11 protein-coding genes, 1 tRNA gene and 2 pseudogenes are annotated in these 12379 nt (G+C 34.6%); 10 read left to right on the top strand and 4 right to left on the bottom strand.

Annotation, left to right across the window (positions count from 1 at the left end):
• Positions 1-16 precede the first annotated feature (16 nt).
• Positions 17-1213: pseudogene (gene tnpC, locus HF197_RS04205) on the bottom strand (IS66 family transposase); the annotation flags it as partial.
• A 32-nt stretch (positions 1214-1245) separates the two neighbouring features.
• Between tnpC (HF197_RS04205) and HF197_RS04200 the strand changes: the two are divergent.
• Positions 1246-2202: an IS5 family transposase gene (locus HF197_RS04200; protein WP_168463922.1), complete on the top strand. Its 957-nt coding sequence runs from the start codon at positions 1246-1248 to the stop codon at positions 2200-2202.
• Positions 2199-2690 (top strand): hypothetical protein, encoded by a 492-nt coding sequence (locus HF197_RS04195; RefSeq protein WP_168464383.1) that lies wholly within the window; start codon positions 2199-2201, stop codon positions 2688-2690. Before HF197_RS04200 ends, HF197_RS04195 begins: the two co-directional genes overlap by 4 nt.
• 57 nt (positions 2691-2747) lie before the next feature.
• On the opposite strand, the gene HF197_RS04190 is transcribed toward HF197_RS04195, so the two are convergent.
• Positions 2748-2999 carry an FAD assembly factor SdhE gene (locus tag HF197_RS04190; RefSeq protein ID WP_168464382.1) on the bottom strand — a complete coding sequence of 84 codons (252 nt, stop codon included), beginning with the start codon at positions 2997-2999 and terminating at the stop codon, positions 2748-2750.
• Positions 3000-3080: 81 nt separating this feature from the next.
• Here HF197_RS04190 and rseP point away from each other — a divergent pair, with 81 nt between their 5' ends.
• Genes rseP through fabZ form a run of 4 tightly spaced genes read left to right on the top strand, consistent with a single transcriptional unit; the run spans position 3081 to position 7549 of the window.
• Positions 3081-4199, top strand: coding sequence for an RIP metalloprotease RseP (rseP, locus tag HF197_RS04185; RefSeq protein ID WP_168464381.1), 1119 nt, complete (start codon positions 3081-3083; stop codon positions 4197-4199).
• Positions 4200-6551 carry an outer membrane protein assembly factor BamA gene (gene bamA, locus HF197_RS04180; RefSeq protein ID WP_168464380.1) on the top strand — a complete coding sequence of 784 codons (2352 nt, stop codon included), beginning with the start codon at positions 4200-4202 and terminating at the stop codon, positions 6549-6551.
• Positions 6552-7109, top strand: a complete 558-nt coding sequence (locus HF197_RS04175; RefSeq protein WP_246168431.1) for an OmpH family outer membrane protein — start codon at positions 6552-6554, stop codon at positions 7107-7109. It begins immediately after the preceding gene.
• Between the two features lie 2 nt (positions 7110-7111).
• Entirely contained in the window at positions 7112-7549 is a 438-nt protein-coding gene (gene fabZ, locus HF197_RS04170) for a 3-hydroxyacyl-ACP dehydratase FabZ (RefSeq protein ID WP_168464379.1), read from the top strand.
• 105 nt (positions 7550-7654) lie between these two features.
• Here the strand turns inward: fabZ and HF197_RS04165 are convergent, their stop codons facing one another.
• Complete coding sequence (locus HF197_RS04165; protein ID WP_246168619.1) at positions 7655-8170, bottom strand: GH25 family lysozyme; 516 nt, start codon at positions 8168-8170, stop codon at positions 7655-7657.
• 102 nt (positions 8171-8272) lie between these two features.
• Between HF197_RS04165 and tnpC (HF197_RS04160) the strand changes: the two are divergent.
• Positions 8273-9633, top strand: a pseudogene (tnpC, locus tag HF197_RS04160) (IS66 family transposase).
• Positions 9634-9951: 318 nt separating this feature from the next.
• On the opposite strand, the gene HF197_RS04155 reads toward tnpC (HF197_RS04160), so the two are convergent.
• Positions 9952-10045, bottom strand: a tRNA-Ser gene (locus tag HF197_RS04155).
• 208 nt (positions 10046-10253) lie between these two features.
• Here HF197_RS04155 and HF197_RS04150 point away from each other — a divergent pair.
• From HF197_RS04150 to HF197_RS04140, 3 genes are read left to right on the top strand one after another with little or no spacing between them, the layout of a single operon-like run.
• The gene (locus tag HF197_RS04150) at positions 10254-11537 is read left to right on the top strand and encodes an HlyC/CorC family transporter (protein ID WP_168464378.1); all 1284 of its coding nucleotides are present in this window, start codon (positions 10254-10256) and stop codon (positions 11535-11537) included.
• A 13-nt stretch (positions 11538-11550) separates the two neighbouring features.
• Positions 11551-11820 carry a DUF2312 domain-containing protein gene (locus tag HF197_RS04145; RefSeq protein WP_168464377.1) on the top strand — a complete coding sequence of 90 codons (270 nt, stop codon included), beginning with the start codon at positions 11551-11553 and terminating at the stop codon, positions 11818-11820.
• On the top strand, positions 11813-12376 hold the full coding sequence (locus tag HF197_RS04140; RefSeq protein ID WP_168464376.1) for a UbiX family flavin prenyltransferase: 564 nt from the start codon (positions 11813-11815) through the stop codon (positions 12374-12376). The genes HF197_RS04145 and HF197_RS04140 overlap by 8 nt, the downstream gene beginning before the upstream one ends.
• The last annotated feature ends 3 nt before the right edge of the window (positions 12377-12379 follow it).

The raw sequence follows: 12379 nt of genomic DNA, 5'->3' as shown, positions 1-12379 counted from the left end.
CACCTGAATGGATACATGAAATTATCCTCTCAAGAAACATATTTCCCCGTTTCGATTGTGTAAAATATGAAACTTTTCGGTAAACAACGTAATGCCGAATCTGTCGCTCAGCATAGTTGTTTGTCAGTGGAATATTTTCTGGATCGTCCAAAAATTTCCACATCATCAGATCCGATTTCATGATATTTTTTGCTACTCGAGACGCTCCAATTGCCTCAGGTAAATTTGATATATTCTTTAAGTAATATCTCGTTCGCTTGCGTAATTTTCTTGCTCTTCTTATGAACCTTAATGTGTCTATTTCATCCTTTAACAGAGCTTTTTTCAATGCAAATAATTCAGTAGCAACATTCCTTAAATAATACCCCAAAACTTTCACTTCGCTATTCCAACTATGAGACAACCTTTCAAAATCTCTTGCTAAATGTGCCCAACAGACCTGCCTTTTCTTGCTGGAAAAGTAGTTGTAAGCTGCATATCTGTCGGTCACTACTAGGTTGTTATTCTTTCCAAATTTACTATTTTCCAGGACTTTCATCCCTCTTGACTCTGTCAATTTGATCACACTTCCTATTTTGCTCGCAAACATCCAGCACCAGCCCTGTTTACCTTTGTTGTAATGGCTAGTTTCATCGATATGTAAAATTTTGCTCTTGCTTACCTCTTCCTCAATTTGCTCATATGCTTCTTGGCATTTTTCTGCCACTCTAGCCTCGCTATTTGATACACTACCGACGCTGATATCCAGGTTGAAAATGTCCTTTATAATATTTGCCACTTCTTTTTTCGAATTCTTGTAAAATCCACTTAATGCTGTAATTACTGACTTAACTCTTGGACCAAATGTGTCCGCAGTTACTCCTTCTTGTAGCTTGCTACTTTTTCTTTTTCCACATCTTTTGCAACGTCCATGCTCTAGTTGATATTCAACTACATACGGCTTGATTTCCGGCAAATCGACCTTTTGATGAGTATACGGATCTTTTGATACCGCAATTTCTCCTCCGCACTCACACGTATTGGGCAGTTCTATTTTTACCATCTCATCTGCCTCCATTTTAGGGCGGTAACTGCCTTTATGTCCAACCTGTGCTCCTACTTTCCTGTCACTTTTTGGCTTATTTTCCCTCATCTTATATAATTCTTTGGAGCTTGGTATAGATGAATTTTTTGAACTTAAGCCAAGCCTTTCTTTTAACTCAGCGTTTTCGATATAAACAGGCATTTAACCGACAAAGGAAAAATATGCCAGTCAAAATGAAAGTCAGTAACTGCTACGAATATAACAAATTTCTCCAAGAAAGAGGAAATATTTTTTATTACGTCAACGATGCCATAGAAAATTGGTACGAAAAAAGTCCCAAAATGGCCGGTGGCAACAATATTTATAGTGATAAAGTCGTAATTCTAATTCACATAATAACTTATTTGTTTAGAATAGGCCTAAGACAAACGGTGGGGTTTATAGCGGGATACCTTGAGCAAATAGGAAAAAATTTGCAAGTTATCAGCTATTCCCAGGCTTCCAGAAGATTCAAAAAGCTTAACTTAAAAATTAATGATCGAAGACATGATAAAAACAGTATGGAAAATATTGAGATCGCCATAGATAGCACTGGAATAAGCATCTACAATAATATTCCAGGCCATAGTAAGGCAAACGGTACAGATAGAAAGTACCGTGGCTATAAGCAAACAAGAAAATTGCATGTAATGCTGGAGATAGGTAGCAAAAAAGTCATAGCTGCAAAATACAGTAGTGGAGTTTATTCTGACCACTATGGAGCCTGTGATCTTATTGCAAGGGCTAATGCTAAATACAATATAAGCACACTATATGCAGACAGAGCATATAATCGAAAGAAGTTATACAAATTGTGCAATGAGCTTGGCATAAAGACAAAAATTCCTCTGCAAAACAATGCAGTGGAGCATCCAAAGCTGGATTATATGGCTGAGAGAAATTCTACAATCAAGCTCATAAAGTCATATGGTGAAGATGGTATGAAGAAGTGGAAAAAAGAGATAAATTATGGGAAGAGATCTTATATAGAAAGTTTTTTCTCGCGACTGAAGCAAACATTTGGGTTTAGTTTTAGGAACAAATCTGAGATTAACCGTGAGAAAGAAATGCTACTCAAGTGTTATTTGCTGAACAAATTTACTGAAATAGGCATGGCTAAATTTGAGATAGCTTCATGAATTTATTATGCATTGCCTCCTATCCAAAGAGCGATGCAATAAAGCCGACTGGGGTAGGGAATCTTGATAAAAATTGCGTAAATGCTTCAAGAAGTTATGCTTATGGTACTGAGTTTTACAGAATATGGAAAGATAGCACCCCTGATCAAGCTGAATGTCGTAATAAAATTTTCAATAAAGACACTCACATACAAATTGCAAAAGTGGCAGCTAATCTTGCGTTTGATAGGTGCAAACCGGTGGTTACAATATCTCAAAAAGATTCGCTCATGATTGTAGACAATAATGATATGGTTGTTAGAAGGGATGGTAAGGTATCCGATGTCAAGTTTTCTGAATGTAAAAATTATTTAGATAAAAACGGTGATGAGAAGAGAATAATAACCGATTGTAGAGATAAAGGAGCAGATTGCCAGACTTGTAAAGATGCAATGTATAATTTTGATGGAAAAATTTATGTCTTTGCAGATGGTTGTGAATTTTTTTAATGCATAATGCAGTAGAACCAAGTAAAATGCTGGCCTGTGTAAGTTTGACGCTGCACTTCAGCCAAGGCAAGTGATTAATTTCATAATATTGTTGTTTATGTGAGAAGGAAGTTTTTTTTTGCAAGTGATATAGCAATATAGTTCATAATCATCAAGATCAACTATTTTTTCATATTCAATCAGCTCAGCAATGGAAAATTTATCAAGGTATTTCAGTGCAAAACGCCCTAAAAGAATGTCAGTTTCTTTGCAACCCCTGTGCCAGCTTCTATACATCAATTTTCTTCTAAGTAGCGCAGTGTCCGTCATAGGCTTTTAGTTTATCGGTTAAATTAAATGCTTGTCAAGCAAGACACGCGCTAATATACTTAACGTTTAGTTAAAGTACAGGTGGAATTGATTTCTAATCTTATTGGTCACTTTAGTGACGGGATGTATAACCTTTTATCTTTTTCCTTGATAATTTCTGTCATAGTGTTTGTGCATGAGTATGGGCATTACATCATTGCAAGAGCTTGTAAAGTCAAAGTCGAGTCTTTTTCCATAGGTTTTGGTAGAGAAATCTTTGGTTTTAGTGATAAACACGGTACTAGATGGAAGTTTAGTATTATTCCAATGGGTGGTTATGTCAAGATGCTGGGAGATGGCAATGCAGCAAGCGTTCCAGGTGATCAGCAGGAGCTGACTGAGGAGGAAAAACTATATTCATTCCATACGAAGCTACGATATAAAAAGGCAGCAGTAGTTTTTGCAGGTCCTTTTGCAAATATAATATTTTCTATTATAGCTCTAACTATATTCTTTAGTGCAGTAGGTTACTATCGCACTCCATCGGTAATAGAGAGTGTAGTAAAAGGTAGTGCAGCCGAGCAAGCTGGTTTACTACCAGGTGATATTATTACTCGTATTAATGAACACAAAATAAAGCATTTCGAGGATATTTCGCGTGTGGTTATGTCAAATCCTAAGACGAAAATGAAAATTGAATACGAAAGAGATAATAAAAAACACATAATCAGCCTAACCCCAATAACAATTGAGGATAGAGATGTTTTTGGCAATGTAATAGAGAGAGAAACCATAGGGATTACTGCAAAGATGGGAGCAAGACAATCGTCCTTACTTGGTTCAGTGAACTTAGCGGTAAGTGAAACTTATCACACTATATGTTTAACAGTAAAAGCTATATTTCAAATTATTGCTGGTACAAGAAGTTCAAATGAAATAGGCGGACCAATAAAAATTGCTAAATATTCAGGCCAATCAACTAAAAAGGGGCTTATAATGGTGCTGTATTTTATGGCAGTTATTTCAGCTAATTTAGCTGCAGTTAATTTATTACCAATTCCATTACTGGACGGAGGGCATTTATTTTGTTATCTTATAGAAACAATTATACGTAGAGATTTAAGTTTGAAAGAACAAAAGTATGCAGCTACTTTCGGTGCTGCTGTTTTGTTTTTACTAATGGCAGTTGCAGTTTCAAATGATATTAGGAATCTTTTTTAAATGAGAAAGCTATTTTACATATTAATAATGATTTTCCCTGTGTTGCTTTTTGCATCAGAAGGTAAAGTACAAATAAAAGATATAAAGTTCGTTGGTAATGAGCGGGTTAGTAATCAGACTATAGGCTTTTATATAAAATTGGAGCCTGGTAATTATGTAGATGATGATGATTTAGATTCAATTGTAAAAAATCTCGACAAAACGAAGTTATTTACTAGCGTCAAAGCTTATGTAGATAATGAAAAAAGTTTAGTGATAAAAATTCAAGAAAATCCACTAATTAATCAAGTAATATTAAAAGGTAATCAGCTGTTTAGTAGCAAAGAATTATTGAATAATGTAATTCAGTCAAAACCTCTCACTATTTTTACTGAAACAAAATTGCAGAGTGATCTAATAGATTTAGTCACTACTTACAGAAATAACGGCAAGGTTAGCGTAAAAATTTCGTATGAGCTTAGTAAACTTGATAGTAATAGAGTTAATCTAATTTTTCAAATTAAAGAGGGTAAAACTTCTAGAGTGAGAAATATAAGATTTATAGGCAATAAGAACTTCTCCGAAGATGAATTGGAGAAAGTTGTTAAAAGACAGAGCAATGATATATTTAGTAAGTTGTTTAGGGCCATTTTTACAAAAGGCAGTCATTATTCACCTCAGCAATTGTTAATCAATACAGAGCTACTTGATCGGTTTTACTCATCTCGTGGATACATTCAAAATAATATTCAACCAATTGTTGAGATTGATCAGAATAATCAAATAGTACTTACTTTTTTGATTGATGAAGGGAAGCAATATTTATTTGGCAATAATGAAATTAATATTGAAGCTGAAATTCAAGACGCGAGCCTGAAAGAAGAAATATCGGAATTTCTTACTGAAGAAAATAATAAAGTTTTTGATAGAGTGAGAATTGGCAATACAATAGAAAAAATCACCAAATATTTGAATGACAAAGGGTATATATTTGCGCAGGTTAATCCAGAATATAAACAGCATGACAATATTGTAGATATAACTTACAAAGTGCTTCCTGGTAAAAAGATTTACATAAATCAAATTACAATCGATGGTAATGATCGTACTCTTGACTATGTAATTAGAAGCAAATTAAGCATAGCAGAGGGTGATGCGTATAATATATCTGAGATTCAAAAGTCACGTAAAAAACTAATCGGTAGTGATTTTTTTGAAACAGTTAAAGTCAATAGTTACACAGTTAACGGCAATTTAGTTAATGTCGATTTAAATGTGAAGGAAAAAAGAACTGGCTCAATGTCATTCTCTACAGGGATGTCATTGACTGGAGGTCCGTCTTTTTTTGATGGAGCATTTATTAAAACTGGTGTAAAAGAACATAACTTATTTGGTAGCGGAAAAGAACTTTCTTTCGCTCTTGAGAAAAGCAAGCATGTATTTTCTACTGATTTAGATTTTGTTGAGAATAATTTTAATGATTCTGATACATCATTAGGTGTTGGCCTATTTTATGAAACACAAGATAAACCAAATACTACTTTTGATACTTGCGATTGGGGAGGCTCAGTAAAATTATCATATAAGATCATAGAAAATTTAACTAACTTTATTCGTTACTCTTACAAGTTCAATCATATACACGTGGATGAGGATAAAAAAGATAGTATGTCAGAGATAATAAGTGGTAGGGAAGGTGAATACCAGATTTCATCGGTGGGATATACATTAGTATATAACATGCTGGATAATCTATACTCTCCAAGAGAAGGATATCTACTACGCCTCAGTCAGGATGTTTCAGGGCTTGGAGGAAACGTACATTTTCTAAAATCTGAACTTTTGTCTTTCTATATGCATCCTATATTCAGCAAAATTGACGATGATATCATACTAAAATTTAAGTTAGCAGCAGGACATATTTTTTCATATACAGATGATAACCTTAACATCGGACAGCACTTTTTTAAAGGTGGCAATGAAATTAGAGGGTTTGATCTTTCTGGTATTGGGCCAAGAGAAAGCAAAAACAATGGAAGCTCACTAGGAGGAAAAACTTACTTTACTCTAACACAACAATTGGATTTTCCATTACCAAAGCTATATGATTACGCTGGTATTAAGGGTTCATTGTTTGTTGATTATGCAACTCTTTTTGGCTTGGATGATAAAGAAGGTAAATATAAAGGCCAATATTACGATAGTAAGCTTATTAGGGTATCATCAGGTTTTGGTTTTTCGATGCCTTCTCCTTTTGGTGGTAGATTGAGGTTAGATTTTGGATTTCCTTTAGTTAAGGAGTCTTTTGATAAAGTGCAACCAGGTGAAGGATTTTTATCACATGTTAGATTTTCTATTGAAGCGGGGATTTAAATGAAATACTTACAATTATTTCTTATGGCAATTTGCTTGTTTGCTAGTTTGTCTGCAGTATATATAGCGTCAAGTGGGTGTAGCTCTGCTGGTGTGCGTGGTGCAAACGTTGCTGCAGTCGTTGATAGTGACAAAATAATCAATGAATCTCTTGCACTACAGACAATACAGAAACAAGTAAATGAGCAAAATTCTAAGCTACGGCAAGAATTTGAAAGTGAATTAGAAAGGTATAAGCCATCGAAAGAGGAATTTGAGCTTTTGTCAGAGGAAGCAAAAAAAGAAAAGACAGAACAGTTTAATAAACTTGCTGTAAATGCTAGAGATAATTATACTAGAAAGGCATCACATCTGGAAGAAAGTTACCGAGATGCAGTGGAAAATATCTTTAATAAGATAAAAGAAGTTGCTAAAAAGGCAGCAAAAAAAAACAACATAGATTTAGTGCTATTCATTTCAAAAAAGAATCAAGTTTTATACTCTATGGATAACATTGACTTATCAGAGATTGTATTAAAAGATATCAATACAGAAATACCAGAATTTACTTTGAAATAAGCATGCAGTTTGGTATTAACGATATCATAAAAATACTACCACACTCTTATCCATTTCTTTTGGTAGATAGAGTGATAGAGTATGACCCTGGTAAGAGCATAAAAGCAATCAAAAATGTTACCTTCAATGAGCCATTTTTTAGTGGTCATTTTCCTGGCCATCCGATAATGCCTGGAGTTTTAATAATTGAATCCCTAGCTCAAGCATCTGCAATATGTGTTCTGGGTCAGGAAAGTCAGGATGCAATGAAGGACAGGGTTGTTTACTTTATGTCCATTGAAAATGCAAAATTTAGAAAACCAGTTATTCCAGGGGATACATTAGTTCTTCAATCTAACATTAAGAATGCACGTTTGAGTGCATGCAAGTTTGAATGTATTGCATACGTTAACGAGGAAAAAGTAGCAGAAGCAACAATCTTAGCTATGTTACAAAAATAAGTTTTTAGTATTTTTTGTTTTCTCAATTTCTACTTGCTTGAATAATGGGAGTAAAACAACTCCCATTATTTTTTGTTATATCAGGTCTGGGCTGAGGCTGATAAGTTAATTTAAGTAGTTTTCTATATTTTCAAAATCGAGAGATATATCTAATGTACTGTCTTTAACTTTGCTAAATTCTTGAGCTATTTTTTGGAGTATATCTTTACGGTCATCCTGAGTCCTATCTAGGCATACTTTACCAGATATTCCATCTACTGTACCATCGCAAGTATTATTCCAATAGTCATAGCTTTTGCCTGCATCTTTCCAGTCTTTCGGTATCATCGGTTTGTCAGAATTTGTCCAGTGAGCAACCCACAGTGGATAACTAGAAAAGTTATGTTCTCCTGTTACATAGTAATCATTCCAAGTTTTTGGCGAAGCATACACGATTGGGTCATATCCTGTTTCTTTTAGCTCTGATAATAAAAAAGCGAGCTTTTCTGCTCTTTCTTGGTTGGAGTGTTCCGTGGGTTTATCGCATTTTTCTTGGTCAGGCTTGCTACAAATACCTGTAGTGGAGCTAACTGCAAGTCTGTCGGAGTTTGGGTTAAAATTTGCTTTTTTAAGAGTATTAATAATATTGTCACGCTGCTCTTCAGGTATCCATTCAGCCGGGCGGTAAAATAAAGAGTAGACAAGGAATGCTAAAAAGGTAAACTAGAGTGGCTGTGAGGTAATATGGTTGATCTTTTAGAATTTTGCGAAAGTTTAAGCAGACTATAGAAAAGTTAGAAACAAAAATAGAAGAGCTTAAAGCAGAAAATAAAGCGCTAAGGATCGAAAACGCTGAGTTAAAAGAAAGGCTTGGCTTAAATTCAAAAAATTCATCTATACCAAGCTCCAAAGAATTATATAAGATGAGGGAAAATAAGCCAAAAAGTGACAGGAAAGTAGGAGCACAGGTTGGACATAAAGGCAGTTACCGCCCTAAAATGGAGGCAGATGAGATGGTAAAAATAGAACTGCCCAATATGTGTGAGTGCGGAGGAGAAATTGCGGTATCAAAAGATCCGTATACTCATCAAAAGGTCGATTTGCCGGAAATCAAGCCGTATGTAGTTGAATATCAACTAGAGCATGGACGTTGCAAAAGATGTGGAAAAAGAAAAAGTAGCAAGCTACAAGAAGGAGTAACTGCGGACACATTTGGTCCAAGAGTTAAGTCAGTAATTGCAGCATTAAGTGGATTTTACAAGAATTCGAAAAAAGAAGTGGCAAATATTATAAAGGACATTTTCAACCTGGATATCAGCGTCGGTAGTGTATCAAATAGTGAGGCTAGAGTGGCAGAAAAATGCCAAGAAGCATATGAGCAAATTGAGGAAGAGGTAAGCAAGAGCAAAATTTTACATATCGATGAAACTAGCCATTACAACAAAGGTAAACAGGGCTGGTGCTGGATGTTTGCGAGCAAAATAGGAAGTGTGATCAAATTGACAGAGTCAAGAGGGATGAAAGTCCTGGAAAATAGTAAATTTGGAAAGAATAACAACCTAGTAGTGACCGACAGATATGCAGCTTACAACTACTTTTCCAGCAAGAAAAGGCAGGTCTGTTGGGCACATTTAGCAAGAGATTTTGAAAGGTTGTCTCATAGTTGGAATAGCGAAGTGAAAGTTTTGGGGTATTATTTAAGGAATGTTGCTACTGAATTATTTGCATTGAAAAAAGCTCTGTTAAAGGATGAAATAGACACATTAAGGTTCATAAGAAGAGCAAGAAAATTACGCAAGCGAACGAGATATTACTTAAAGAATATATCAAATTTACCTGAGGCAATTGGAGCGTCTCGAGTAGCAAAAAATATCATGAAATCGGATCTGATGATGTGGAAATTTTTGGACGATCCAGAAAATATTCCACTGACAAACAACTATGCTGAGCGACAGATTCGGCATTACGTTGTTTACCGAAAAGTTTCATATTTTACACAATCGAAACGGGGAAATATGTTTCTTGAGAGGATAATTTCATTGTACTTGACTTGGAGGCAAAAGAAGTTAAATCCTTTTCAAAACCTACTGGCTATTGCTTCTTAAGCCATACACCTGAATGGATACAAATAAAAAACTTAAAAATTTAATAAGTATTATGCTAAAATTAGCATACTTACGAATTTTTCACCTCACAACTTGTCGACAACTACTATTTTCCCCTTTTGCTTTCTCCTTATCCACATAGGCTCTGTAGACAAAATTAGAGAAGCTACCATGAGACATATATAAGAGAACACCATTGGAAGCGAATTTTTGCATTTGCAAAGACAAAAGACAACAGGTATAAGGGTAAAAAGTAAGCTAAAATAGGAGATTTGTAGCTATAGTAAATTCGGTATAGATGAGCTCAAGTACGATACATGGCGGAAGGAGAGGGATTCGAACCCTCGATACGACTTTTCAATCGTATAACGGTTTAGCAAACCGTCGCCTTCAGCCGCTCGGCCATCCTTCCAATACTGGCTATGATATCAAGGTCCTGACAAATTGTCCAATGCTTTCAGTTAAGTCAAAAATCCCTTTCCGTATTTGTTTTAATTTACAAAAAAGCCTGCTATTTTCTATACTTTTTCTACCGGCCAATCTATAGTGAGTGTTTAGAACTTGCAAATGTTTCTCATAATATATAAAATCAACTTTATTTCTTATTACAATGACTTTGAATGGATTGGCTATTGATCTCTGTTTTATCAGTAATTCTTATCTTACTGATTTTGTCATTTTTATTTTCAGGAGCAGAAATAGGTCTAACCTCAATTAGTCGCTCAAGAGTTAATAAATTAAAGCTAGATGGTAATAAAAAAGCAAAAATAATAGATAATTTATTAAACAAAAAAGAACTAACAATAGGGACAATATTGCTCGGTAATACAGTTATTAATATAGCTTGTTCTGCCTTATTTACAGCAATATTTATAAATTTCTTTGGAAATGATGGCATCTTTATATCAACAATTATAATGACGTTTTGTATCTTGTTGTTTTGTGAAGTATTGCCAAAAACTTATGCTATACAAAACCCTGAGAAGTTTTCGTCATTTTCTGCTTATTTTATATTATTTTTCGTAAAGGTCTTTTCTCCACTGACTTTAGCAGTTCAATTTATTGTCAATCTTATTCTAAAATTATTCAGGCTGCATAAAAATAGAGAGGTGATATCTGCAGCAGACGCAATGCGTAATATGATCTCTTTACATCGCACTGAAGGGACTATGTTACCACAGGATCTGGATATGCTAAGCAGCATACTTGACCTAGCTGAAACAGAAATATCAGAAATCATGATTCACAGGAAAAATTTGTTTTCTCTTGATATCAGTCAAAACAGTGAGGATTTAATAAAAAATATTTTAACTAGTCGCCATAGCAGAATTCCCTTGTGGCAAGAAGAACCAGAAAAAATTATAGGTGTAGTGCATGTAAAAGATCTAATAAATGCCTTGCGTGAAAAAAATAATAAAATTGAGGAAGTTGATATCACAAAAGTTATGTCAGAGCCTTGCTTTTTGCCAGAAAGTACTCCTCTTAGCGTGCAACTTCACAATTTCCGTAAAAATAGAAAGCACCTTGCATTTGTTATTGATGAATATGGAGCACTACAGGGAATCGTAACTCTTGAGGATATCTTAGAAGAAATAGTTGGAGAAATTTCCGATGAACATGATGCAATCACAGAAAACTTTGTGAAAGAAGTATCTGATAATGTATATCACATTGAAGGAGAATCTACAATTAGAGACGTAAATAGGCAGTTACACTGGAATCTTCCGAATGAAGAAGCTACAACCTTAGCAGGTATGATTGTAAATGAGATAGAACGTATTCCTGATGAAGGTGAAGAATTTTTCCTTTATGGTTTTAATTTTAAAATTTTAAAAAAAGATAAAAATGCCATAACTATTGTTGAAGTGCAAGTCAAAAGTGATAATACTGTTACTAGCGATTAATTAGTGGAGTATTATGGAAGAAACAGTCAAAATAACAGCTGATGAACTAAGGGGTTATATAGAAAGAATTGAAAAGCTTGAGCAAGAAAAAAAGGATGTGCAAGATCACATTCGTGATGTATATGCCAAAGCTGCAGATGAAGGTTGGGATACAAAAGTTATGAAACAAGTTGTCAGGCTAAGGAAAATGGATGACGATGACAGGGAAGAACAGGAGATATTGCTTGATACCTACAAACGTGCATTAGGAATGAGTGGTGAAGAAGAATTGTTAAGTGAGTGATAGAATTGTAATTGGAATAAGTGGAGCATCAGGTTCCATTTACGGTGTACGTATTTTAGAGGCATTAAAAGATACTCAATACGAGGCGCATTTAGTAATTAGCAGTGCTGGAAAGATTACTATAGCCCATGAATTATCAAAAAAATTTGAAGATGTCACATTACTTGCAGACTTTTATTACCCTGAAGAAAAGATAGGAGAGAAGATAGCAAGTGGCTCATTTAAAACTGCAGGAATGATTATTGCTCCATGCTCTATGAAAACAATGTCTGAAATTGCATCTGGTGTTACTTCCAATCTTCTTACAAGAGCTGCAGATGTAACCCTTAAGGAAAGAAGAAAGCTAATTCTAATGGTGCGAGAGTCACCACTACATCTTGGACACTTAAACAATATGCTAAAATTAACAGAAATGGGAGCCATAATTGCTCCACCAGTTCCTGCGTTTTATACTAAGCCAGAATCACTTGACGATATTATCAATCATTCTATTGGAAAAGTATTGGATTTGTTTGACATAAAGTTACCTAACTTCAAAGAGTGGCAAGGAGTATAGAAA

This window comes from Wolbachia endosymbiont of Ctenocephalides felis wCfeT, from assembly GCF_012277295.1.
GTDB lineage: Bacteria > Pseudomonadota > Alphaproteobacteria > Rickettsiales > Anaplasmataceae > Wolbachia.
Note: the sequence above shows the minus strand (reverse complement) of the source record. Positions and strands in the feature narration are given on the sequence as shown.